At 43.4% G+C, this 25,582-nt stretch carries 23 protein-coding genes; 5 read left to right on the top strand and 18 right to left on the bottom strand.

From position 1 onward, the window contains the following. Window positions 1-28: 28 nt before the first annotated feature. The 4 genes from dapB to ACEN9X_RS16135 are packed head-to-tail and all read right to left on the bottom strand — an operon-like array spanning window position 29 to window position 3,213. A complete protein-coding gene (dapB, locus tag ACEN9X_RS16150) occupies window positions 29-778 on the bottom strand; it encodes a 4-hydroxy-tetrahydrodipicolinate reductase (protein WP_413666117.1) in 750 nt (249 codons plus the stop codon). 23 nt (window positions 779-801) lie between these two features. Beyond that, on the bottom strand, window positions 802-1,479 hold the full coding sequence (locus ACEN9X_RS16145) for a DUF5683 domain-containing protein (protein WP_413666116.1): 678 nt from the start codon (window positions 1,477-1,479) through the stop codon (window positions 802-804). Between the two features lie 15 nt (window positions 1,480-1,494). Beyond that, the gene (locus tag ACEN9X_RS16140) at window positions 1,495-2,406 is read right to left on the bottom strand and encodes a ParB/RepB/Spo0J family partition protein (RefSeq protein WP_413666115.1); all 912 of its coding nucleotides are present in this window, start codon (window positions 2,404-2,406) and stop codon (window positions 1,495-1,497) included. A 3-nt stretch (window positions 2,407-2,409) separates the two neighbouring features. Continuing rightward, window positions 2,410-3,213, bottom strand: coding sequence for a ParA family protein (locus tag ACEN9X_RS16135; RefSeq protein ID WP_274990071.1), 804 nt, complete (start codon window positions 3,211-3,213; stop codon window positions 2,410-2,412). Window positions 3,214-3,514: 301 nt separating this feature from the next. On the opposite strand from ACEN9X_RS16135, the gene ACEN9X_RS16130 reads away from it, so the two are divergent. Beyond that, on the top strand, window positions 3,515-4,036 hold the full coding sequence (locus tag ACEN9X_RS16130; RefSeq protein WP_413666114.1) for an NADPH-dependent FMN reductase: 522 nt from the start codon (window positions 3,515-3,517) through the stop codon (window positions 4,034-4,036). A gap of 161 nt (window positions 4,037-4,197) precedes the next feature. On the opposite strand, the gene ACEN9X_RS16125 is transcribed toward ACEN9X_RS16130, so the two are convergent. The 7 genes from ACEN9X_RS16125 to ACEN9X_RS16095 form a co-directional block, all read right to left on the bottom strand. Next, window positions 4,198-5,049 (bottom strand): gliding motility-associated C-terminal domain-containing protein, encoded by an 852-nt coding sequence (locus tag ACEN9X_RS16125; RefSeq protein ID WP_413666113.1) that lies wholly within the window; start codon window positions 5,047-5,049, stop codon window positions 4,198-4,200. A 419-nt stretch (window positions 5,050-5,468) separates the two neighbouring features. Beyond that, window positions 5,469-7,385: a gliding motility-associated C-terminal domain-containing protein gene (locus ACEN9X_RS16120; protein ID WP_413666112.1), complete on the bottom strand. Its 1,917-nt coding sequence runs from the start codon at window positions 7,383-7,385 to the stop codon at window positions 5,469-5,471. Between the two features lie 368 nt (window positions 7,386-7,753). Then, window positions 7,754-8,680, bottom strand: coding sequence for a hypothetical protein (locus ACEN9X_RS16115; protein WP_413666111.1), 927 nt, complete (start codon window positions 8,678-8,680; stop codon window positions 7,754-7,756). Between the two features lie 84 nt (window positions 8,681-8,764). Beyond that, a complete protein-coding gene (locus ACEN9X_RS16110; protein ID WP_413666110.1) occupies window positions 8,765-9,955 on the bottom strand; it encodes a M20 metallopeptidase family protein in 1,191 nt (396 codons plus the stop codon). Then, window positions 9,948-10,412, bottom strand: coding sequence for an SPOR domain-containing protein (locus ACEN9X_RS16105; RefSeq protein ID WP_413666109.1), 465 nt, complete (start codon window positions 10,410-10,412; stop codon window positions 9,948-9,950). The genes ACEN9X_RS16110 and ACEN9X_RS16105 overlap by 8 nt, the downstream gene beginning before the upstream one ends. Before the next feature lie 100 nt (window positions 10,413-10,512). Then, window positions 10,513-13,824 carry a preprotein translocase subunit SecA gene (gene secA, locus ACEN9X_RS16100; RefSeq protein WP_413666108.1) on the bottom strand — a complete coding sequence of 1,104 codons (3,312 nt, stop codon included), beginning with the start codon at window positions 13,822-13,824 and terminating at the stop codon, window positions 10,513-10,515. Window positions 13,825-14,156: 332 nt separating this feature from the next. Further along, a complete protein-coding gene (locus ACEN9X_RS16095) occupies window positions 14,157-14,729 on the bottom strand; it encodes a hypothetical protein (RefSeq protein ID WP_413666107.1) in 573 nt (190 codons plus the stop codon). 78 nt (window positions 14,730-14,807) lie between these two features. Here ACEN9X_RS16095 and purD point away from each other — a divergent pair, with 78 nt between their 5' ends. Next, complete coding sequence (purD, locus tag ACEN9X_RS16090) at window positions 14,808-16,082, top strand: phosphoribosylamine--glycine ligase (protein WP_413666106.1); 1,275 nt, start codon at window positions 14,808-14,810, stop codon at window positions 16,080-16,082. Window positions 16,083-16,207: 125 nt separating this feature from the next. Here purD and ispG read toward each other — a convergent pair whose 3' ends face one another. Next, window positions 16,208-18,280 carry a (E)-4-hydroxy-3-methylbut-2-enyl-diphosphate synthase gene (ispG, locus tag ACEN9X_RS16085; protein WP_413666105.1) on the bottom strand — a complete coding sequence of 691 codons (2,073 nt, stop codon included), beginning with the start codon at window positions 18,278-18,280 and terminating at the stop codon, window positions 16,208-16,210. Window positions 18,281-18,416: 136 nt separating this feature from the next. Between ispG and ACEN9X_RS16080 the strand changes: the two genes are divergently transcribed. Then, window positions 18,417-18,632, top strand: a complete 216-nt coding sequence (locus tag ACEN9X_RS16080) for a hypothetical protein (protein ID WP_147446080.1) — start codon at window positions 18,417-18,419, stop codon at window positions 18,630-18,632. Beyond that, window positions 18,629-18,907 carry a type II toxin-antitoxin system RelE/ParE family toxin gene (locus ACEN9X_RS16075; protein ID WP_413666104.1) on the top strand — a complete coding sequence of 93 codons (279 nt, stop codon included), beginning with the start codon at window positions 18,629-18,631 and terminating at the stop codon, window positions 18,905-18,907. Before ACEN9X_RS16080 ends, ACEN9X_RS16075 begins: the two co-directional genes overlap by 4 nt. Before the next feature lie 2 nt (window positions 18,908-18,909). Here ACEN9X_RS16075 and ACEN9X_RS16070 read toward each other — a convergent pair whose 3' ends face one another. The 4 genes from ACEN9X_RS16070 to ACEN9X_RS16055 all read right to left on the bottom strand — a co-directional run bounded on the left by ACEN9X_RS16070 (window position 18,910) and on the right by ACEN9X_RS16055 (window position 22,259). Further along, window positions 18,910-19,521 (bottom strand): RDD family protein, encoded by a 612-nt coding sequence (locus ACEN9X_RS16070; RefSeq protein ID WP_413666103.1) that lies wholly within the window; start codon window positions 19,519-19,521, stop codon window positions 18,910-18,912. Between the two features lie 376 nt (window positions 19,522-19,897). After that, complete coding sequence (locus ACEN9X_RS16065; RefSeq protein WP_413666102.1) at window positions 19,898-20,896, bottom strand: MBL fold metallo-hydrolase; 999 nt, start codon at window positions 20,894-20,896, stop codon at window positions 19,898-19,900. Between the two features lie 78 nt (window positions 20,897-20,974). Then, window positions 20,975-21,805, bottom strand: a complete 831-nt coding sequence (locus tag ACEN9X_RS16060) for an alpha/beta hydrolase family protein (RefSeq protein WP_413666101.1) — start codon at window positions 21,803-21,805, stop codon at window positions 20,975-20,977. 1 nt (window position 21,806) lies between these two features. After that, window positions 21,807-22,259, bottom strand: a complete 453-nt coding sequence (locus ACEN9X_RS16055) for an RDD family protein (RefSeq protein WP_413666100.1) — start codon at window positions 22,257-22,259, stop codon at window positions 21,807-21,809. A gap of 174 nt (window positions 22,260-22,433) precedes the next feature. Here ACEN9X_RS16055 and ACEN9X_RS16050 point away from each other — a divergent pair, with 174 nt between their 5' ends. Then, complete coding sequence (locus tag ACEN9X_RS16050) at window positions 22,434-23,039, top strand: REP-associated tyrosine transposase (protein WP_413666099.1); 606 nt, start codon at window positions 22,434-22,436, stop codon at window positions 23,037-23,039. 204 nt (window positions 23,040-23,243) lie between these two features. On the opposite strand, the gene ACEN9X_RS16045 is transcribed toward ACEN9X_RS16050, so the two are convergent. Both ACEN9X_RS16045 and ACEN9X_RS16040 read right to left on the bottom strand, forming a co-directional pair. Further along, window positions 23,244-24,770 carry a GNAT family N-acetyltransferase gene (locus tag ACEN9X_RS16045; RefSeq protein WP_413666098.1) on the bottom strand — a complete coding sequence of 509 codons (1,527 nt, stop codon included), beginning with the start codon at window positions 24,768-24,770 and terminating at the stop codon, window positions 23,244-23,246. Window positions 24,771-25,028: 258 nt separating this feature from the next. Further along, window positions 25,029-25,418, bottom strand: a complete 390-nt coding sequence (locus tag ACEN9X_RS16040; RefSeq protein WP_413666097.1) for a MauE/DoxX family redox-associated membrane protein — start codon at window positions 25,416-25,418, stop codon at window positions 25,029-25,031. Between the last annotated feature and the right edge of the window lie 164 nt (window positions 25,419-25,582).

Raw genomic sequence — 25,582 nt, 5'->3', positions numbered from 1 at the left:
CCCGCTATTGCCATTTATATTAAAGCTATTAGCTGTTAAAATCAAACATGGCTTCAACCGAATAAAAGCCTTTTTTATCGTGAAGCCATTCGGCAGCCAGTACAGCGCCTAAAGCAAAACCATTACGGTTATGCGCAGTATGCTTAAATTCAATGCTATCCACCTCCGAGTCATAAATAACGGTGTGAGTGCCCGGTACGCTGTCAATTCTTAACGATTCAATGAGCAATTGATTTGGAGCAACGTTAGCATCATCATCCTTGTCATCAGTAGTTAATACATTAACCCACTCATTTTTGGTATCGGTATTATTTATGATACCTTCGGCAATGGTTATGGCCGTACCGCTTGGCGAGTCCATTTTTTGCGTATGGTGAATTTCTTCAACCTGTACCTCATAATAAGGGTACTTGTTCATCACTTTAGCCAGCAGCTTATTCACATGGAAAAACACATTAACACCAACACTAAAGTTTGAAGCCCACAATAATGATTTATTCCCGTCAATACATTGCTGCTTTACTTCCGGCAGTTTCTCGTACCAGCCCGTTGTACCAATAACAACAGGAACATTGGCATTAAAGCAATGTTCAATATTTGACAAGACAGATGCCGGTGTGGTAAATTCAATTACAACATCTGCTTTTTGCAGGTTTTCGGTGGTAAGGTCATGAAGGGTTTCATGATCAATGGTAAGTACAATTTCGTGCTTGCGGCTAAGGGCTATCTTTTCAATGATTTTGCCCATTTTTCCGTAGCCAAGTAGTGCTATCTTCATTTCAGGTATTGTGGTTTTCCTTATTAAAACGTAAAGGTAACTTTTAAACCCGGAATATAAGCATTATTAGCACCCTGCGCATACACCGGCTGATTAATTAAACCGGGGGTTACCTTAAACGACAAATTATTATCAACCGTATACGAGTGAATAAACTTGGCATCGATATAAGCATCAATAGCCTGGATACCCCATACGGCTAAAAAACCAAAAATACTTAAATCGCGGTTACGCCTTGAGTTTTCACGCGCGTCGCTCAGGTTGGCATCGGGTACATCCTTATATAAAAAATATTCGTTATAATAAGGATCGCCGGGATTTGGCGGGTTGCCCTGGCGATATCTCGATAATATTAAATACTCGTGATAATAATGCTGATTATAAATAATGGCCGAAGTCAACAGGCCTAAACCACCGTAAATTAACGGTACTTTCCACCACCTGTGATTATATACTTGTCCCCAGCCCGGTACCATCAATGAATGTATTACTGCTTTATGCGGGATGTGCGTACTATCCGGGTGATAGATCTTTTCTTTAGCAGGATCGATTTTTGGGGCAAACGAGCCTGAAGGGGTTTTAACGGGATGCTTTACTTTCAGCGTATCACTTTTTTTATTCTCCGTACTATCAACTATTTGAGCCTGTGCAGCAAAAATAAAAAAAGTGAATACACCTAAAAAAAACAGGAATTTATACATTTTTAAAATTAACAATTACCAATCAAGCATTTCAAGGATGCGGCCAAGGTCATCTTCCGACAGGAAAGGAATCTCAATAACGCCGCTTCCGCGGCTGCCAACTTTTAGCTTTACCCTTGTACTAAATTTTGAAGCCAGGTCATCCTGGATCTTTTGCAACTGGTATGATACCGGCTCAGGCTGTTTGCCCTCCTTTTTTACCGGCGACTTTTGCATCTCTCTTACCAGTTCTTCAACCTTACGAACGGATAAACCTTCCTTTATAATATGCTGATGTATAAATAATTGTTTTGCAGAATCAGTTAACGTTAAAATAGCTTTGGCATGACCCATAGTAAGCTCCCCATCGCGAATAGAAGCCTGGATAACCGGCGGCAGCCTTAACAGGCGCAGATAGTTGGTAACTGTCGAGCGGTTTTTACTCACCCTGTCGCCAAGTTCTTCCTGTTTCAGGTTACACTCCTCAATCATACGCTGAAAGCTCAGGGCAACCTCAATAGCATTCAGGTTTTCGCGCTGAATGTTTTCAATGAGTGCCATTTCCAGCATTTGCTGATCATTGGCAGTACGCACATAAGCCGGGATCTGGGTTAAACCAGCCAGCTTTGATGCACGAAAACGGCGCTCGCCCGATATTAGCTGGTATTTATGCGCGCTTAATTTCCTGAGTGTAATAGGCTGAATTAAACCCTGCAATTTAATCGACTCAGAAAGTTCGGTCAGTGCCTGCTCATCAAAATCGGTACGGGGCTGAAAAGGATTAACCTCAATTTCGGCCAGTTTTATTTCATTAACCGAGCCCAGGTCATTTACCTCAGCCGGGCTTGCAGTTTCTTTATTTCTGTTTTGGTATGGCTGTACGTTAGGCGTGTCGTTTAATAGCGCACTCAGTCCCTTGCCCAGGGCATTTCTCTTTTCACCACTCATTTACTATACTGTTGCTGTAGCTGTTGCCTGTTCACCCTTAACCAACCCGTTTTTTTCCAAAATTTCGCGGGCAAGGTTCAAATAATTTATTGCACCCTTACAGGTAGCGTCATGCATAATTACCGATACACCAAAGCTCGGCGCTTCGCTTAAACGGGTATTACGTTGTATAATGGTATCAAAAACCATATCTTCAAAGTGGGTTTTAACCTCGTCAACCACCTGGTTGCTCAGGCGTAAACGCACATCGTACATGGTTAACAAAATACCTTCAATCTCCAGCTGCGGGTTAAGGCGCGACTGAACAATTTTGATGGTATTCAACAACTTACCCAAACCCTCTAACGCAAAATACTCGCACTGTACAGGTACAATTACCGAATCGGCAGCGGTTAAAGCATTAATGGTGATCAAACCTAATGAAGGTGAACAATCAATAATGATAAAATCATATTCGTCACGCACCTTGTCAAATACCTGCTTCATTTTGTACTCGCGGCCGCTTAAATTGATCATTTCAATTTCGGCACCTACCAGGTCAATATGTGCAGGTAATAAGTCAAGATTAGGGGTTTCAGTTTTCTGAATGGCCTCATGAGGGTCAACCTCATTGATGATACATTCGTAAATACTGTTTTTTATATTGCGGGGATCGAATCCAATGCCCGAAGTTGAATTAGCCTGCGGATCGGCGTCAACCAACAAAGTTTTATAATCTAATACAGCTAAACTTGCAGCCAGATTTATAGATGATGTAGTTTTCCCTACGCCGCCTTTCTGGTTGGCTAAAGCAATAATTTTACTCATTCTATAGTTTAAAAAAATTTATAGTTCTGTGATTTATAACAACGTTAAATAGAAACAGAAATTTCTACTTTCGTAAAGTTTTTATCCGGTGATAAAGATACGGAATTAAATAATGTAGAATTCCACAGCTTTCGCCTATTTACAAACAAAATTGATCAATTAGTGAATTATCAGCTTAACAATTTGATGGATATTATTGCTTAAATCATATTTAATATTAAAGCACTCATTAACAAAAAATTAACAAGCAAACCAGTACCGATAATACTGAGCAGATCAGTCAGCAATTTACCAATAATAAATGATAACCATAATATCGTCAACCAACAGGCCCGGAAGCTCAACGCTAAAACTCGCCAACGTATATCAGCAAAAACTGCGCGAAAAAGGTGTGGAAGCCGGCATTTTATCACTTGCCCAACTGCCGCCAAATGTTATTGAAACAGACCTTTATAAGAAACGCAGCCCGGAGTTCGAAGTTATCCAGCAGATAGTTACCAATACCGATAAATTCATATTCCTTATCCCCGAATACAACGGCAGCTTCCCTGGCGTGCTCAAGGTTTTTATCGATGCCTGTAGTTTTCCCGAAAGTTTTTACGATAAAAAAGCGGCTTTGGTAGGCTTATCATCGGGTAAATACGGCAACATTCGCGGCGTTGACCATTTCACCGGCGTTTGCCACTACCTGCACCTCAACATCATGGCGCTTAAACTGCACATAGCAGCCATACACAAAGAGTTTGACGAAGAAGAAAACCTGTTTAAACCCGATACCATAAAGTTTGTAAACGAGCAGATCGATAAGATCATTAGATTTTGATTTTGGGAGATTGCACCGATTGGAATTGATTACACCGATTCCTTTTTTCTGCGATTGCAGGGATTATTTTGATAAAAGAAAGATTTCAACATTGGGCGGAACTAATTAAATCAGCTGAGTATCGGAGAAATCAAAAAATAATCGGTGTAATCCCCAAAAACCTATCTAATCAAAAACACCCATCCCGATACCCTTGGGATCTCATTCTTGAAATCAATTACATAATAATAAGTCCCGGTGTCAAGAGGGGCACCGTTACGGGTACCATTCCAGGGGGTGTTATAGCCTATGCTTTTAAAAATCACTGCACCGCCGCGATCATAAATAGTCAAAACACAATCGGTATAAGCATCAAGATTAACAACATTCCACACATCATTAACCCCATCGCCATTGGGCGAAAATGCAGTAGGGATGGTTAATTTAGGCGCACTTGTTATAAATTCGATATCGTCAAGCAACAAATCATTACCTGGACCGCCGGGGGCATTGTTGCTTATTTTTAAAACAAGGCTGCTTACATTATCCGGCGTTTTAAAAACCAGCTTATACTTTTTCCATACCGGCCCCGACGTTGCAGCTATCGGCCCCGTACGCAGTGTTTCAAGCACTTCGCCGGTTGTTGTTTCGATAGAAAAAAGAATATCCGGTTGCTGCACCGTTGGCCCAACTACGGTATTTTTGAGCAGGTTAAGAATATAGGCCGAAAACTCATAGGTTGTAGCGGGGCAAAGAGAGGGCACCATGCGGGTATAAAAAGTGCTCGGCTCGTTTGATGCATTGATCATCATCATATAGCCATTATTATTACCGGTATGGTCATGTATCACCTTATTCCAGGACTCTTCAGCACAGCCTTCCGAAGTATTAACCAGTGTATAAAAGCCGTCGGCCGGGCAATAGGGTGTATAGACCATATTGGTAACACCAGCCGGTAATGCAGGCCCATGTCCGATGCCCGAGCCAAAATCTTCCCTGAATAACCAATGCCCTAATTTTCCGGTACAATCCATGCTTTGAGCATTGACACTGGTACAAAATAACATCAACAGTAAAAAAATCGGGGAAAGACGCACGTGCATGACCGAATCAACACTTAAAACATCAAAAGTATGTTCAACCACTCTAATTCAGGCAGCAGTCAACGGTCAGTTTTATAAATTAAGTCAATAGTCCTAAGTCGGAAGTCACAAATCGGATTGTTTAGAAGCTGTTTAAAAATGGGAGAAAGTATTTTTGCAGAGACGCATAATTGCGTCTCCCGGAAGACAAGCCGATTTCAAAGCGCCTCTGCTGCCGTAAATTGCAAGCGGAAGACGCAATTATGTGTCTCTACATTCAAAAACTATCGTTTTTAAACAGTCTCTTAGAAAAACAATCAAATTCAAAAGCTTCTTAGCACTTATGACTTTAGGCTAAAGACTAAAGCTCATTAATGGACAATAAGCACCCAACCCGATAAAAGTGGTGCGCCACTTTTAAGATCAATCACGTAGTAATACGTACCCGATGGCAAAACATATCCTTTATAGGCACCATTCCAGGGTTTGTCGTAACCTGTGGAACTATATACTTTTTGCCCGCTGCGGCTAAAAACATTCATCGTACTTTGCGGATAGGTTGACAAAGCTTCGATATCCCAATAATCATTTAAACCATCTCCATTAGGCGAAAACGTGGTAGGAATAACAATTTTTTTATACACCCGTACAAAAATTGAGGCATAGGCAGATCCGCAGCCAATACCTGATGTAGCTTTCAGTGTATAAGTGATATCATCGGTAGGACTGGCAACAGGATTCTTTTTAGTAGGGTCGTCAAGCCCGGTGGCAGGACTCCATAAGTACGTGTCGGTATATTGCGTCTGGGCATCCAGTACTACAGACTGCCCTTCAAAAATCTTTTTTTGCGGAATGATACTTGCCTCGGGTACAGGCATAACCGTTACGGTTACCGTTTGGGTGGCTGTACAACCCTCATTACTGGTTACGGTTACAGTATATGTAGTGGTTTCGGCAGGTTTAGCAGCGGGACTCGCTGCCGTTGGATCAGATAAGCCTGCCACCGGCGACCAACTATAGCTTTTGGCGTTAGGCGTGGTTTCATTGAGAATGGTGGCACTCCCTTTACAAATTGGAGCAGGGGTAATAGCCGGTATCACGGGTTTTAAATTGACGGTTGCCTTTACTTTATCCGATGGGGTGGGACATCCGCCGGCCGAAACTACGGTAACCTGGTAGTCACCTACTGCAGCAACAGTGGCATTGTCGATGACTAACGGATTTTGATTTTTATTGGCAGCAGTAACGCCCGGCCCCGTCCATTCATAACTCACCGCTCCGGGTGCGGTAGCTGCGAGTGTAAGCGCGTCACCTTCGCATACTGCAGGAGCAGTAACTGTAGGTTTGTCCAGGTAAGCGTTAACAGTTACAGTACGCACATCTGAATAAACGCGGCAATTAGGCGAATTGATATTGTCCCCCTCGGCAGCAGCCATCCTATATAGGTAAGTGCCAACCGGTTTATTTTCATCAAATTGAAATGAATAACTGAGATTTGTTGCTCCGGGTATATTTACCCAGGTAACACCACCGTCGGTACTGCTTTGCCATTGTTCTTTGGGATTGCTGTAGCCATTATTCAGATCGGCTATAAGGTTATAGCTTTGAACCTGCCCTTTACAGCTATTTTTAGGCTGGGTGTCGTCAACGGTGGTAAATCCCACCTTGATAGTAGGTCCACAGGCCCTGAATTCAATATCATCAAGAAGCAAATCATTTCCATTACCACCTGCACCATTATTTGAGATCTCCAATACAATTTGAGTAACCCCGGCACCTGTTGAAAACGGCACACTATATTTATTCCATTGAGGGTCTGCGGTAGGCTGTATGGTATAGGTATCGTACTGAACCAAAATTGTTCCGTCTGGCTTTTTTATGGTAAATAATAAATCGGGCTGCTTAGTATCTGCATCGCTTGATGAAAGCTTCATAAGGTTAAGTACATACGCCGAAAACTCGTAAGTCGTATTCTCGCAAAGATTAAGGTCCTTTGCTTCGGTAAAAAAAACACTCGGCTCATATGACGCGTTCACGAGCATCATGTAGCCGCCGGTATTTCCTGTATGATCATGAAGTACCGTATGCCATGTGTCATGGTGGCATGCGGTCTGACTGCTTACAATTGAATAATACGTGTCTTTTGGACAATCAGAAGTGTAGTTCATAGTTGTGATGCCTGTAGCAAGCGGGGGCCCGGTATTACTAACGCCCGACCCAAAGTCAAGTTTCACCACCGGATCGCCATAACTGCCATTACAAACAACCGATTGCGCTTTAACTTGCACGCAAGCAAACACAAATAAAATCAACAGAAATAATTTAACGGGGTTGAAACGCATTAACCGGTTGAGAAATATAAACATCGAACCACCAAAAATATATTTTTTTGGTTACGCCGGTGCATAAAAACCTGCTAAACCATGAATATATTATACACTGCAAAACAGTCACTTATCCCAAACAATCCTCGCATTTAAAAAGTTAACTATTAGTATACAAAAGCCTGCTAATATGAAAAATAAGCTTATTATATTTCCTTTCATTATGCTATACAGGGCGGCCGTGCTTACGTGCGATTGCTTCGTACCTCGCAATGACATGGCTTTTTATCGTTACCCCTTAAGATCATTCCCCTTTAGGGGTTAGGGGCCATCTACTCTTTCTTATAATCCTTATGCACAATCAAAAAACTGGCGCGTTCTTCTTTATGGAAAGGGATGTTCCAGTTACCCTGGTAGGTGATTTTGGTAGGTAATGGTTCTCCCTGGAAATTATTAAGTTCGATGTTCATCTGCACATTGAAATCAAAGAACATATTGCTGAATTTCATATCGATATAGCGACCAAGGATCTGGAAGGTGCGTTCATCAAAAATAGTAGTCATTTCCTTGATCATGGTATCACTGTCGGACGTGCTGGGTTTGCACCTCACCTTAAAACGGTAAACGGGAATGGTATCAAGGTATTTGCCACGGGCAAATTCGTAATAGTAATACTGGCGCATATCGCCCGAGAATATCTCTGTTTTGCTGCTGATGAAAGGAATCCCGCTCACCTTACGGCCCGGCGTAAAAATCAGCGTTTTGAGTTTGCTTTTGTACGATTCATTTTTACCTCCCGAACCTGGCAGGGCATCCCCCTTGGTAAAATCAGAATTATAGGCGTTCATGAAAATAAAATCGAACATCTCCACAGTGTACAACTGATACTTGCCGTTCTTTTTATAAACATCGCCACTATCCTTTTTGGCTATGTATTCAATTTTATGTTTACCGGCAGCGTTACTATGTAGTATTTTACGGTAGATACGTCCGTTTACCTTATTTTTATTGTCGTAAGTAAAAATGCGATTTTCGGCAGTAAAGCCGAATTTCTTCATATTCTGGAAAGCTTGGTAGAAACCGGTATCGGCCAATACAGCATCAATAAAATCCTGGGCATTAAGTTTATGCGAACGAATATCAACCAGCGAGTCGATTACGATAGTACGAATGGTATCCGGATTGAAGCGGTTGATCTGTTGCGCCTTCACGAACAGACTTGCGGTAGTAAGGATAAGGATCAGGAGTAGTTTTTTCATAGTAAAATTAGGTTAAAGGTAAAAGGCGAAAGGTTAAAGGTAGCTGCACCTTTTGCCTTTCGCCTTTTACCTTTCAGCTCAAAATTAGTTACCTAACTGCTTAACCGCCAGATAGGCCATTAAACCGGTACTTACTTTAAATGCATCTTCTTCAATATCAAAAGTTGGTGTGTGTACAGAAGAAGTAATACCCCGGGCTTCATTGCGGGTGCCGAGGCGGTAGAAACAGCTATCGGCGGCTTGCGAATAGTAGGCAAAATCTTCGGCTGCCATCCAGATATCCAGGTCGAGCACATTTTCTTTACCCAAATAATCTTCGGCGTGGCCGCGGGTAGCATGGGTTAATTTCTCTTCGTTGATCAGGAATGGATAGCCGCGCATGATGTTGAAATCGCAGCTTCCGCCCATGCTTTCGGCAATACCTTCGGCCATTTTTTTCATGCGTTTGTGGGCTTCCTCGCGCCATTTCTCATCCATGGTACGGAAAGTCCCTTCCAGGTAAACCTCATTAGGGATCACGTTGGTAGCGCCATTGGCAATCACCTTACCAAACGACAGTACCGACGGGCTTTTAGGATCGGCAAAACGGCTCACCACCTGTTGCAAAGCAGTTAGTATATGAGCGGTGATAATAACCGGATCAATATTTTGCTGTGGTTGCGCACCGTGGCCGCCTTTACCTTTAACGGTAACGTAAAGCTCATCGGTTGAGGCCATATACTTACCTGCGCGGAAACCAACTTTACCGGCATCGATCAAAGGCATCACATGCTGGCCCAATACGGCCGCAGGTTTCGGGTTTTCCAAAACGCCTTCTTTAATCATGAGGCTTGCACCGCCCGGCAGCTTTTCCTCGGCCGGCTGAAAGATCAGTTTAACGGTGCCCGCAAACTGGCTTTTGAGTTCGGTCAATATTTTAGCGGTACCCAATAATGATGAAGTGTGCGCGTCATGGCCGCAGGCATGCATCACGCCCGGGTTTTGCGATTTATAAGGAACATCATTAGCTTCCAGTATCGGCAGGGCATCCATATCAGCACGCAATGCTACTACATTGTTTGTATCAGATGGCTTTTCACCTTTGATAAGGGCCACCAAACCGGTATCGGCCATTTTATGGTATTCCAAACCCAGCTCTTCAAGCTTGTTGGCTACAAACACCGAGGTTTGCAGTTCATGAAATGAAAGCTCGGGGTTGGCATGCAGGTGACGGCGGTTGGCCACTACCTCATTGAATATTTTTGCGGATAATTCCTGTATTTGCTCTTTAATCATTATTAGGATCCGTTTTAGGAAGATTAATTTTTTCGGAAATGATGAATATGCTCGAAAACGACGAACGCAGCTCCTGTACCAGTTTTTCGGCTTCGAGCCGGGTACGGAAGTCGCCTGCTTTTACTTTAAAATTGGGCTCTCGGTAGCTGATGTAGGTACGCAGCTCGGGATATTGCTGCTGTAAACGATTTTGTGCGTTATAGGCATCCTTCCGGTTTGAACCACTGAAGAATTGCACCCGGTAACCGTATGATGAATAACCGGCCGCATCGGTACCGGTTGCACCATTGAGTGAAAACCGTTTGGCTATCAGGCTGTCCAATAATGGATCTTTTATAATCTCAACTTTGCCGCGGGTTTGGGCAAAGGTTTGGGTGGGTGCCAATAGCAATAAAATAAAAAAGCAGTATCTGATGATGGCTGGTTTAGCTTGATGATCAAATACTGCTTTTTTCATAGTCACCCCCTCTAAATCTCCCCCGAGGGGGAGACTTTTTTATGGTAGTCTTTTAGTTACGTTTTTAAAGCCCTCTCCCTCCGGGGAGGGTTGGGAGGGGTTAATTCTGCCCTACGCCGTGGCAGTTTTTGTATTTTTTACCGCTACCGCAAGGGCAAGGGTCATTACGGCCTATTTTGTTTTCAACCCTTACCGGGGTGATTTTTTGCTGTTCCTGAGGGAAATCATCCATTGGCACACCGTTGCTTTCGCTTACTACCTCGGCCTTGGTGGTTTTCATTTTGCGCAGATCAAGCTTTGGTTCGGGCTTTGCTTCCCTTACCTCTTCGGCCTGCTGCTGAACCGGGATACCACCGCGGAACAGGAAGCTTACAATTTCCTTGTTCACATTGGCCAACATGCCTCTGAACAGTTCAAACGCTTCAAACTTATAAACCAACAATGGGTCCTTTTGTTCGTAAACCGCGTTTTGTACCGATTGTTTTAACTCGTCCATTTCGCGCAGGTGCTCTTTCCAGGCATCATCAATCAGGTACAGGGTAACGTTTTTCTCAAACGATTTAAACACCTCGTGACCGTGGTTTTCAACCGCTTTTTTAAGCGGAACAGCTACCTGGATGCCGTGAATACCGTCGCTGAACGGAACAACAATATTTTCAACGTATTGGCCGCGGGTTTCATAAACATCTTTAATAACCGGGTAAGCCTGTTGTGCAACCGCTTCCTGTTTACGTTTATAGAAATCCATTACCGTTTGGAAGGTCAAATCTGTTAATGCCGGAATTGTTGTTGATGTAAATTGATCAGCACTAAGCTCAATATCAACAGAGAACAAACGGATCACCTCTAAAGTGAAACCATCGTAGTTAGCGCTTTCTTTATACTCGGTAACAATATCTTCAACCACATCAAAAATGGTGTTGCTCAGGTCAACGTCTAAACGTTCGCCAAACAAGGCATTTTTACGTTTGGTGTAGATCACCGTACGCTGTGAGTTCATCACGTCGTCATATTCCAGCAAACGTTTACGGATACCGAAGTTGTTTTCTTCTACTTTTTTCTGTGCACGCTCAATTGATTTAGAGATCATAGAGTGCTGGATAACCTCGCCCTCTTCAATACCCATACGTACCATCAGGCTTGAAATTCGTTCTGATCCGAATAAACGCATCAGGTTATCCTCTAACGATACAAAGAACTGAGAAGAACCAGGATCGCCCTGACGACCAGAACGACCGCGTAACTGCCTGTCAACGCGACGTGATTCGTGACGCTCAGTACCTACGATAGCTAAACCTCCTGCGTCTTTAACGCCCGGGCCTAATTTAATATCCGTACCACGACCAGCCATGTTGGTAGCAATGGTCACAGTGCCTGCTTTACCGGCTTCGGCCACAATATCGGCCTCTTTCTGGTGCATTTTGGCGTTCAGTACGTTATGTTTAATACCGCGCAGCTTAAGCATACGGCTTAATAATTCAGAGATCTCAACCGATGTTGTACCAACCAGTACCGGGCGGCCAGCTTGTGTAAGCTTAACAATCTCTTCGGCAACTGCGTTATATTTTTCACGTACGGTACGATAAACCAAATCCTGGCGGTCATCACGTACAATACCCGAATTGGTTGGAATTTCAACCACGTCCAGTTTATATATTTCCCAGAACTCGCCTGCTTCAGTAACAGCAGTACCGGTCATGCCGCAAAGCTTGTGGTACATCCTGAAGTAGTTTTGCAGCGTGATGGTAGCAAAAGTTTGGGTTGCATCCTCAACCTTAACGTTTTCTTTAGCTTCAATAGCCTGGTGTAAACCATCAGAGTAACGGCGACCGTCCAATACACGACCGGTTTGCTCATCAACGATTTTTACTTTGCCCTCGTCAAGGATGTATTCTGTATCTTTTTCAAACAGGGTATAAGCTTTAAGCAACTGGTTAACCGAGTGGATACGCTCAGATTTAATAGAGAAATCACGCATCAACTCATCTTTGTGAGCAATTTTCTCTTCAGTACTTAAAGCTGATTTTTCGATCTCGGCAATTTCGGTACCTACATCAGGCATCACAAAGAAATGGGGGTCTTCGCCAGACGCGGTGATCAGCTCAATACCTTTTTCAGAAAGTTCAACCTGGTTATTTTTCTCGTCAATAACAAAGAAAAGTTCAGAGTCAACCTTAGGCATTTCTTTACCCTGATCCTGCATGTAATGGTTTTCCACTTTTTGCAGGATGGTACGGTTACCGCCTTCGCTCAGGAATTTAATGAGTGCTTTGTTTTTTGGCAAACCACGGTAAGCACGTAATAACGCCAAACCACCGCCGTCAACTTCGGTATTACCATCGTTAATCGCTTTTTTAGCTTCGTTCAATACACCGTTGATGTAGTTTTTCTGCGCATTAACCAAGCGCTCAATGCGTGGTTTCAGCTCGTAAAACTCATGCTCATCACCACGTGGGATAGGGCCAGATATAATTAAAGGTGTACGGGCATCGTCAATTAAAACAGAGTCAACCTCATCCACCATGGCATAATGCAGTTTGCGTTGTACCAGCTCTTCGGGACTGCGTGTCATATTGTCACGCAGGTAATCAAAACCAAATTCGTTGTTGGTACCAAAAGTAATATCAGCTAAATAAGCAGCACGGCGCTGCTCCGAGTTTGGCTCATGCTTGTCGATACAATCAACCGACAAACCGTGGAACTCATACAACGGACCCATCCACTCACTATCCCTGCGGGCCAGGTAATCATTCACCGTTACGATGTGAACACCTTGTCCGGCAAGGGCATTCAGGTATGCAGGCAGCGTGGCTACCAGCGTTTTACCTTCACCTGTTGCCATCTCCGATATTTTACCCTGGTGCAATACGGTACCACCAATCAGCTGCACATCATAGTGGACCATGTTCCAGGTAACCTCGTTACCGGCAGCAATCCAGGTGCTGCTATGGAAGGCTTTATCGCCTTTTATAGTAACATTTGATTTGCGGGCAGCCAGTGTGCGGTCAAAGTCGGTAGCGGTAACTTCTAATGAACTATTGGCAGACAAGCGGCTTGCTGTTTCTTTAACTACAGCAAATGCCTCCGGCAATATATTCATCAATATATCTTCAAGCTCTTTGTTACGGTCTTTTTCAAGCTTATCAAGCTGAGTATAAAGCTCAACTTTTTCGGCTACATCCATATCAAGCTCGTTTTCTGTACGATCTTTAATGGCTTGTATCTCACTGTCGATACCTGAAAGGCCTTCGGCAATGGTTTCTTTAAAATATATGGTCTTAGCCCTAAGCTCATCATTACTCAGGGAGCCAAGTTTTGCATATTCAGCCTTAATTTTCTCAACTATAGGCTGTATACTTTTTACATCCCGTTCTGATTTGCTTCCGAAAAGCTTACTGATAAAATTTAACATATTATTTTATTATGATACAACCCGGTTCAACAATTGCGCCATAGCAGCCATTAGAGCCAAATTGACAGGCAAATGTAAGATTTTGCGCCGAAAGCCGAAAGGATAAAGGCTTAAAGCGCTGTATGGGGTGTAAGATTGACATTGTGGTGTTTGTTATTGTTATGATTCGCCCCGTTGTCGTGTCCTTACGACAACATGCATTCATGTGCTACGTTTAGGCCGGTCAGTTGCCGTGAGGACACGGCAACGGGGTGAAAAAATTCCAAAAATTCTTTAATTCGTTTAATTCGAGTTCAGAAAAAAAATCCGAAATCGAACATCCGAAATATCATTCATTTATCATTATTGCTTTTATCCTCATCCCCTTCATCATCATATCTGTCATCATCGTCAAAATCATCAAAATCGCCCGTGTCTTCGTCATCTTCATTAAACTCGCCAAAAAAGCGGTCTTCGTCAAACATCAGTTCTTCCAGTTTTTCCTGTTCGGGCGTACTGGTGTCAAAGCGAATGGCCCAGTTATCCGGAATATCGTAACTTTTATCAAATCCCCTGATCCATTCTACAAAAACCAGCCGAAACTCTTCCACTTTTTCCCGCATCAACTGCACATAATCCTCTTCATTAATTTTTACCATCGATGCAAAAGACACCGCGTTGAACATATCCTGCACAGCCAGTTTAATAAGCACAGCATTCTGCATCCGCAGCGAATACAGGCTTCCACCTTCGGCGCCGGCTATTTTTGCCTGGATGAGGGCGGCATTACTGCACATCTGGATAGCCAGATGTTCCTTCATGCTGTCTTCTTTTAATGATTCGGCAATTACATCTGCCAGGTCAAATAATTCCTGCGATTTTTGGTATACCGGGAGCTTTTCAAACTTTTCGAGTCTACGGGCCATGTGGTAAATTTACTACTTATAACACAAGTAGCCTCATATATAGTATTAAAGGCTTATTAAAAAAACTATCTTTGCCGCATGAACATCCTGATTCTTGGTTCGGGCGGAAGGGAAAGTGCCTTCGCCTGGAAAGTAGCCCAAAGCCCTAAGTGCGACAAACTTTTTATTGCTCCCGGCAATGCCGGTACCACCCAGTACGGTACAAACGTAAATATTAAGGTTACCGATTTTGAAGGTATTAAAGCGCTTGTTTTAAACGAGGGTATTAACCTGGTATTGGTTGGCCCTGAAGAGCCGCTGGTAAAAGGCGTTCATGACTTTTTCCTGGCCGATGAACAATTGAAGAATATCCCGGTTGTTGGGCCTCAACAGGAAGGCGCACAGCTGGAAGGCAGTAAAGATTTCTCCAAGCAGTTTATGGAGAAACACAATATCCCTACTGCCGCCTATAAAACTTTCACTAAAGATACTTTACAGGATGGCCTTACCTATCTGGCAACTGCCGGTTTACCGGTGGTGCTTAAAGCCGATGGACTTGCAGCCGGTAAAGGCGTACTGATCTGCCTTACGTTAGAGGAAGCTCAAACCGAGCTTACCGCTATGCTGGCCGATGCCAAATTTGGCGAAGCAAGCTCACGCGTGGTTGTTGAACAGTTTTTAACAGGCATTGAGCTATCGGTGTTTGTGATGACCGATGGCAACAGCTATAAAATTTTACCCGAAGCAAAAGACTATAAACGCATAGGTGAAGGCGATACAGGTTTAAATACCGGTGGTATGGGTTCTATCTCCCCCGTTCCGTTTGCAGACGCCGCCTATATGAAAAAGGTAGAAGAACGCGTGATCATCCCTACTGTTGAAGGTTTGAAAAAAGATGGCATCCCTTATAAAGGCTTCATTTTTATTGGTCTGATGAACAGCAACGGCGAGCCATGGGTAATTGAATATAACTGCCGTATGGGCGACCCGGAAACGGAAAGCGTGATGCGCCGTATAGATTCGGATTTTGTAGATCTACTATTAGGCGTTGCCGAAGGAAATCTGAACGAAAAAGAGATCATCATAAGCCCTAAAACAGCTGCCACCGTAGTCATGGTTGCAGGCGGTTATCCCGGCGAATACCTGAAGAATAAAGTGATCACCGGTACCGAAAACGTGCGCGACTCGATCGTATTCCATGCAGGTACTTCAATGGATGGAGACGATGTAATAACTACAGGCGGCCGTGTGCTGGCTATTACTACTATACAGGATGATATGTTCAGCGCCCTGCAACAAGCCACTGCCGATGCAAGCCGGATCTATTATGACGGTATGTACTTTAGGAAAGATATAGGCTTTGACCTTTTATAGTCATTAGTCATTAAGTCATTTTTTGCTTATCGCTTGAAAACTTACGAAGTTTTAAAAACTTCGTAAGTTTCTCATCACGCTTATTCTGCAAATTCCTTAACTCAGTTTAATCCCCGTTCAGACAATTACTCCTGCACCGCATCAATCCAATTGCCATCGCCTTTAATGATATTGATCAATTCATCAAGTGCATTGGCCGAGCTGATATTTTTCTTCACAGCTTCTTTACCACGGTAGAGGGTGATTTTATCGGTACCAGAGCCTACATAACCATAATCGGCATCGGCCATTTCACCGGGACCATTTACGATACAGCCCATGATACCAATCTTCAAACCTTTAAGGTGACTGGTACGGCTCCTGATCATCTGGGTGGTAACCATCAGATCAAACAAAGTACGCCCGCAGCTTGGACATGAAATATATTCCGTTTTAGAGATGCGTGAGCGGGTAGCCTGCAAAATACCAAACGCGGTAGAGGTTATTACATTTGTAGGCAGTTCAGGTGCATCAATCCAGATGCCGTCACCAAAACCATCAACCAATAAAGCGCCAAGATCGGTTGAGGCGTAGAGTTGTAATTTAGATGTGAGATCTGAGATTTGAGATTTGAGATCAGCTTCACTTTCGGACTTTCCGACTTCCGGACTTTCGGACTCAAAAGCATAGCTTCTCTTCACAATCACCGGTACATCAAGTCCCAGTTCTTCCATTTTGAAGAAGAAAGAACGCTGTTCGGCCATGCCATGCAGAGCATCTGTTTCAAGTACCAGTACCAGTGAATTATCCAGCTGGATAGATCCGAAAGTATCCGAGTCAATATCGGCTGGTTTTAAACGTACCAGGTTTAGTTTTGATGAACGGTCAACATCGCCAATGTATTCCTGTAAGGTAAATACAGGATGGCAATTGGTTTTATCGGCAAGTTTAAGCCAGGTGTTGTAATTATAAAGCTGCTTTAAGTTGCCCGGCAGGGTAAATGAAGGTAATTCATCCGCCAGGTAAACAAAATCAACCGATTGCTCGGCCATGTTATACTTATCCAGTAAAGGCGAGTACAGGTAGCCGGCCTCGTTCAACACAGCAGGATCTTTAAGGTTCTTTTTAGATAGATCAACAACAACCCTCGGCACTAAATGTCCGCCGATAAAAGCGTTGGCCTCGTAGGTTTCGCGTTTTTTATATTCGTAGGGATTGTGTTTTGAAGGTGAAAGGTCAAAGGTTAAAGGCGAAAGGTTTTTATTTTCTCCCGGAGTTTCGGCCTTTTGCCTTTCGCTTTTCGCCTTTTCCCTCAAAGTGTAACGGCGAACCAACTCAATTGCAACCGGTGCTTCGGCTTCGGGTTCTTCGGTGAGGGATACGCGTACGGTATCGCCAAGGCCATCCTCCAACAAGGTACCTATGCCTACGGCAGATTTAATACGGCCATCCTCTCCGTCGCCGGCTTCGGTTACGCCAAGGTGCAGCGGGTAGTTCATACCTTCTGCAACCATGGTCTCCACTAACAAACGGTAGGCCTGCACCATTACCTGCGGATTGCTCGATTTCATGGAGATCACGAGGTTATAAAAATTAAGCTGTTCGCACATCCGCATAAATTCCATAGCCGATTCAACCATGCCCTGCGGGGTATCGCCGTAACGGCTCATGATCCTGTCGCTCAGCGAACCATGGTTGGTGCCGATGCGCATGGCAGTGCCATACTCTTTACAAACTTTTACAAGCGGTGTAAATTTCTGAAAGATGCGTTCCAGCTCGCCCTGGTATTCCAGGTCGGTATAATCTATCTGGTCGAATTTCTTTTTATCGGCATAGTTACCGGGGTTTACGCGCACTTTTTCAACTATGCGGGCAGCCACCTCGGCCGCATTTGGGGTAAAGTGGATATCAGCAACCAGCGGCACAGTATAACCACGGGCACGAAGCTGTTTTTTGATCTCGGCCAGGTTTTGGGCCTCCTTGATGCTGGGGGCCGTGATCCGCACATACTCGCAACCGGCATCAACCATGCGGATTGACTGCTCAACCGTACCAATGGTATCCATGGTATCGGTAGTGGTCATGCTTTGTATGCGGATTGGATTATTCCCGCCCATAGGCACGTCGCCAATATTAACCTCGCGGGTAACAAAGCGTGAATATTCGGTTAACGAATTACAATAACGGCCGGGCAGCACTTTAACAGCATCAGTATTCATCAATGATGGAAATTAGAATGCAAAAATACGAAAGTTGTTTGATGGGAGGAAGTTGTAATGTTTAAAGGCTGTAATGTTTGGGTTAAATGCACTTTCACCACTTATTAAATACAAACAATATTCACTAAATTTGAATATGGCAACTCAGTTCATCACTAATGAAAAAGGTAAAAAAACCGCTGTAATTATTCCGATAAGCGAATACGAAAATTTGCTGCATCAACATCATATTAATCTTGAATTAACCGACGAGTATAAAACGATGATAGATTCGATGTTGGAGGATGAAGACAAAGGCAACGCTAAATATGTTTCGCTTCAGCATATTAAAGACAAGTTTCAAGCTAAATGATCAGGGAGCTTGTTTTCAGGGCTGAAGCTGAAAAAGATTTGGAAGATATTCAGGATTACTACAACGAAATTCTTCCTTCTATTACCGACAAATTCTTCAAAGAGTTTTTCGAAACGATGCAATTCATCGAAGATACGCCTCAACTATTTCAAGTAAGATACAGGGGAATCAGAATAGCACCGTTATATCGCTTTCCTTACGGGATACATTACAAAGAAAGCAAGAGCAAAATCACAATTTACCGGGTGCTACACACCAAACGATATTTTAAGTAAAATCACACCAACCTCTCCTTAATCACCAGCGTTCCTGCAATCATATCGTGTAAACACTGTTGTTGCTTATTAAAAAATGCTATCAGGTAGCCGATAAAAAAAGTCAGTACCGAAAAGATTTTGGCCAGGTTACGGCCAATGGCTTTGCCAACAGTAATCCTGTTTCCGTCCAGATCCACCACTTTTATTTTGAGCATTTGTTTACCATAAGTGGCCTGTTTAGCCGAGCTTTCCATCACCACATGATAAATAAATTTACCAATAGGCGTAAAAGCAACTATACCAATTGAAGCATATATGCGCTCCTGCTTATCAGTAATAAACAGGAACACTGCCATTGCCGCAAGTAAAACAAACACACCAAACAGGATAAACCAATCAAGCGCCGAAGCCAGCCAGCGCTGGTCAAAACTGCCGTAATACTGTATGAGCAATTTAGGCCGGGCAAAGCCGAACAGTTCTCTTAATTCGGCAATTTCATGGGCTTCTTTGTAATCTACCATATCATCGGTCTTTACAAAATCGCCGGGTTTAATGCCGCGGGCTTTGAGCTCGGGAATAGTAAAAGGGCCTTCGGGTTTACCGTTGATAACTAATATGTAAGATTGGGACATGGCGCTGGGCGGTTACACAACCATGTCATTGCGAGGAGGAACGACGAAGCAATCGCATGCTATACAGGGCCGACTTGCCTCCGTGCGGTTGCCACGCTACGCTTATAATGACGTGATCGTAAGTTGTTGATTATTAAATATATTTTTTTTAAAAAATCGATTTTATAACATGGGCGTTGCCTGCGGCCCGGGCTTTCCGTTACAAGTCCTCGCCTTTCCTGCCCTCACTCTCTACACACGCTGCGGGCTTTACACTGCAATCCCTAACGCGGCCTCCGCACAACATCCCTAAATATATTTTGCACGTCATCACGATTTTTTCCAGGGTCTCTCTGGTGGTTACTCACAATGACATTATTTTATTTGTTTTACCCCACTAAGATAAATATTCCTTCCACCAATCAGAATTATAGGCACCTTTTACTTCAGTTGGTTCACCGGGTTTGGGCACAAATAAATCGATGTGTTTTTGTTTTGCCATGGCGGTTAACCATTCTATAGGTTCATACCAGGCATGCGGAGCCAGGTTAAAGGTACCGTAATGAATTGGCATCATCAGTTTTCCCTTCAGATCGAGATGGGCGTTTGAGGCATTATCCGGCCCCATATGAATATCCGGCCAGAATTTTCCGTAAGCGCCTATCTCCAGCATGGTCAGATCGAACGGGCCAAAGGCCTCCCCTATCGCCTTAAATTCGGGCGAGTAACCGGAATCGGCACCAAAATAAATATTATGCTGAGGGCCTTTGATCACGAATGAAGACCATAGCGTTTCATTTCGCCCGATAATTCCTCTGCCCGAAAAATGGCGCGAGGGTGTTGACGTGAGCACAATTTCGTTGCCGATCATAGCACTGTCGCCCCAATCCATTTCGGTAATAAAATTGGCTGCCATACCCCAGCTTGTTAAATATTGCGCAACCCCTACCGAACAGAAAAAGGGGATGTTTTTATCAGCAAAAAACTTAATGGTAGCCTTATCCAAATGATCGTAATGATCATGCGACTGAATTACGGCATCCAGCGGAGGTAAGTCTTCTAAAGCTATCGGTGGGTTAAAAAACCGCTTCGGACCGAATGATTGCGAAAACGAAACCCTGTCGCTCCAAACCGGATCGGTAAGAATGCGTTTACCATCGATCTCGATCAGGATACTGGAATGGCCTATCCAGGTAATGCGTAAACCCGATGCGGGCGGAGTACTATAAACCGACGGATCCGTTTTAAACGGGCCTAAAGTTTTTTTAGGCGTATTCTCGGCCTTGTTGTTCATGTATTCCCTCAAAATAGGGATCATTTTGCCAAAGCCGGCTTCATCAGTGGGTATGGTATTTTGATATTTTCGTCCTTTTTTACGCGATGCGGGTAAACTCATAGTGGCAATTATAGTACTTATATCAGGTATGATATAACTAACGCAAAAAAGTTACGAATGGATGAAGCGGCTCAACCTTTATTTACTTAAGAATGATATTGCCTTATCACAAAACTCACTCAGCGAAGCCGGCAAAGCATCTCCGGCAAAAGGGTGTTCGCCACCAAAAGTATGATCTGCGCCTTTTTGCACTACATACTCCGCTGCCGGGTTAGCTTCATGCAGCTGCAGAGAGTGGCTTACAGGTACCGTAGGATCGGCATCACCATGAACGATGAGCCATGGTTGCGTTACGAGGCTTGCCTGCCTGATAATATCCAGCCTGAGCGGGTGCTTGTCGAGGTCATCCAACAAGGTCGACTTCACAGGCATTTGCTGACCGGTACGTTTATTTTCAAAATAAAAAACACTCTGCAAGCGCCATTGCTGCTCTATTTGCTTTGGCCAAAGGTTCCGGAAACCGGATATTGAAGCCATAGTCACCAGCTTTTTGATACGGGCGTCTTCGGCAGTTTTGATAATACTTACACCTCCGCCCATGCTATGTCCAATTAAATACACCCCGTTTGCAACCGGGATGCTTGCACCGCTACAGGCAAAATCAATGATGGTGTCGAGGTCCTCCAGTTCGATAGAGACGGTATTATCGGCAAAGGCAGTCAGATTGGCAAAGTCTAAGGGATTGGCGGGTGTTGTGCCATTGTGCGAAAAGTTAAATTTCAGGAAACGGAAACCCTTTTCGGCAAAGTACCGGGCCAAAAGATCATGCGTACCCCAATCTTTGAACCCTTTAAAGCCATGGGCAAAAATTACCAGCGGTGCGTTTTTAAAAACATCATCATAGGTAACATCAATAAGCATTGGCCTCCCCTTGGCACCGGGAAGGGTGAAATTATCTTTCCTGATCATATTAAAATACTATCTCGGTTTCGGTAATATCCGAGCGCTTTACAACAAGTGTTCCTGCTAAAAGATCACCTATCCGTTGGTGCTTTTCTGTTTTTTTGATACAGATAATTGCCGGCAATCCATAAAAGAGTATATCAAAACAATCACATATCCTGCGTTTAAACACATCACCTAAAGTTAATTTACCGCCGTCTACTTTGATTACTTTCAATTTACATATATCATGCCCCGGCGTAGTTCCATTTACCGACTCAATTACAACAAAATAAAGAAACCATGCTATAAATATGGGCAACGCCATTATACCATCTACCCGGGAAACACCCGGTACAGGACTTTGATTAAATACCGTTACGTAGGTATAAAAGAAAACAAAATAAATGCCGTAATCTATCAATGTAGCTATGATGCGCAACTTAATATATGGCTTAGGTTTAATGTCAACGGTTTTCATTACAATGGATTACACCATCGCAATATATAAAATATGCCGCATTACACCCTCTTCCCATTAAAAGTAATATTATACAGATCGGTGCGCCTGTCTTCCCGTCCCCTCAGGGTCTCTCGTAGAGGACCCTGAGGTTGACAATCATCTTAAGATCCATAATTATCTTTATATTTAACCATGGCCACCCATACCTTACACAACGATCCTGGCGAAACCTGGTTTATAACGCTTACATGTTATAACTGGATCCCTTTATTCGAGATCACACAATCGTATAACATACTATATGATTGGTTCGGGTTTATAGCAGAACGTTATCAGGTGCAAACTCATGCTTTTGTATTGATGCCTAATCACATTCATCTGATTATTAAAATGCCTGATACAGATGGAGGGCTTAATAAGATGATCAGTAACGGCAAAAGGTTTATGGCTTATGAGCTTGTTAAAAAACTATCTGCATCAGGCAGAACCGATATCCTTGATCAGCTTTCGGCGGCGTGTACTGAAAAAGAAAAAATCAAAGGACAAAAGCATAAGGTTTTTGAACCATCGTTTGATGCCAAACGCATATACTCCACGGCGTTTCTTCATCAAAAAATAGATTACATACATCATAATCCGGTATCAGGAAAATGGTCGCTTTGTAATGACTTTACCGAATACCCACATAGCAGCGCGACTTTCTATCATTTGGCAAAACCTCATAAACTTGTAATTATTACTGATTACCGGGATTTTTGGGCAGACATAAATCATGTGAAACCAGTGAGGCTACTCTAATTAAACATAGCAGCTGGCATGGCGTAGAACATCAGGGTCCTCTGCGAGAGACCCTGATGGGACAGTTAATCATGTGAAACCAGTGAGGCTGCTTTAATTAAACATAGCAGCTGGTATGACGTAGAGCATCAGGGTCCTCTGCGAGAGACCCTGATGGGACAGTTTTTTGAATGACGCTTCTTATTATACTTTTAAAATTAATCTCTACACCCTCTTCCCGTTAAAAGTAATATTATACAGATCGGTGCGCCTGTCTTTGATATTCTGCACACTCCCATATTCATGCAGCTCATCCAGCAATGAAAGGTCAACATCGGCAATAACGATCATCTCGGTATTTGGCGTAGCTTCCGATTGAATACCATTGGTCGGGAAACCAAAATCCGAAGGCGTAAACACCGCTGATTGTGCATAACTGATACCCATATTATTAACATTAGGCAAATTGCCTACACAGCCCGCAATGGCTACATAACATTCGTTTTCAACAGCTCGGGCCTGGGCGCAAAACTTAACCCGGTTGTATCCGTTTTGGGTATCGGTAAGGAAGGGCACAAAAAGGATCTGCATATCCTGGCCGGCAAGGATGCGTGATAGTTCCGGAAACTCCACATCATAACAAATCAGGATGCCTACTTTGCCGCAATCGGTATCAAAAACTTTCACCTCATCGCCGCCACGCATGCCCCATGAGCTGATCTCGGCTGGGGTGGGGTGAATTTTGTATACCTCCTCCATACTGCCGTTCCGCCTGAACAGGTAAGATACATTATACAACGATTCTTCGAAAATATAAGGCATGCTGCCTGCAATGATATTCACATTGTAGGATACCGCCAGCTTTGAAAATTCCTCGATAATGGGCTGGGTATATTTGGCCAGCTCACGCATGGCCTTGGCCGAATCCATGTGATTATAATCAGCCATAAGCGGCGTGTTGAACAGTTCGGGAAACAAGATAAAATCGGCCTGGTAATCACTCACGGCATCAACAAAATATTCGGCATGTTTCATGAGTTCGCTGATGTTGCTATATGATCGCATCTGCCATTGTACTAACCCAATGCGCACCACAGTTTTATGATTAATAACATCGCTTACCTCTTCGTAATACACATTGTTCCATTCAATAAGTGTAGCAAACCCTTTAGAGCGGCTATCCTCCGGCAGATAATTTCTCAACACCTTGCGCACATGAAAATCATTTGATAACTGGAAAGAAAGCGTAGGATCATAGATCTCCTTATACTTTACCTTATCGATATATTGCCGGGGCGTAAGCTCGTTCTGAAATTTTTGATAGTTGGGGATCCTCCCGCCTGCAATAATGCTTTTCAGGTTCAACTTTTCGCAGAGGGCCTTGCGGGCATCATAAAGTCTGCGGGCCAGGCGCAATCCCCGATATTTAGGGTGAATGAACACATCAATACCATACAACACATCGCCATTGTCATTATGGGTTTTAAAAGTGCTGTCGCCGGTTATTTGTTTATAGGTGTGGTTATCACCAAATTTCTGATAATCGACAATAATAGCCAGCGCACAGCCTACAACCATATCATTAACGGTGATACAGATCTGTCCCTCGGGGAATATTTTGATGAGCCTGCGGATAGAATTGGCGTCCCAATAGTCCTCATCCATATCCATATAGGCCGATTTCATTGACTTTTTAAGCTCCTGGTAGTCCTGTACCTCCAGGTTACGCATTTCAATACTTTGCAGATCCATAGGTAATTTGTTGTATCAGTTTTTTCCTCGTCATCCTGCGTGATAGCGAAGAATCTTCTCCGGTTAGCATGGCGAAGAAGATGTTTCACTTTGTTCAACATGACAAACTAAAGAAAATTTCACGGGTAGCCTGCCGAAACATAGTGGACCGGCCCCTGCACGCAAGTCTTCGACAAGCTATAGTGACAAACTTACTTCATTAACATCACTTCCTCCGTAATCCTGCCCCATCTCCCAACAGCCAAAACCACTTTTGGTTTAGGCTATTTTTTTTTGGTCTGATGTATGCCACCAGGCCCAGTATATGAGCACAAACTGCAGCGCTAAACGCAGCCATGCTAAAAAAGGTGTAACTGTCATCGAATTTAATTTCATCGGCGCTTTAAACGCCATGCTCACGTGGATCTGTAAAAAAGCTATCAGCATTAATACAATTCCCCAGGCAGCCCAGTACCTTGTTTTAGGCCAAATCAGTAACAGTCCTAATGAAATTTCGGCTATCCCTGCCAATATGTTAACTGCCTCTGGGTAAAGCAAATTATTGGGCATAACGGCATAATAAAAGTCAGGATCGCGGAAGTGATTGAGGCCTGCAAGCACATAAAATGCCACGAGTATTACCAGGCTTATTTTTTTATACTTATCCATGCTTTAATTTACAAATATTTTGCGATAGGTGTTATAAAACTGTTTAAATACTGCAAAACAAGCCGTTTTAGCAATTTATAACCATTCCAAATAAGCCTGTTTGACAAAGTGTTGACATAGGATGTGCCGAATAGTGATACTTTTGTTCGGTCAAATTTTAAAAC

It is taken from the genome of Mucilaginibacter sp. Mucisp86 (assembly GCF_047324315.1).
GTDB lineage: Bacteria > Bacteroidota > Bacteroidia > Sphingobacteriales > Sphingobacteriaceae > Mucilaginibacter.
The sequence above is the reverse complement of the archived record's forward strand: the minus strand, read 5'-3'. Positions and strand labels throughout refer to the sequence as shown.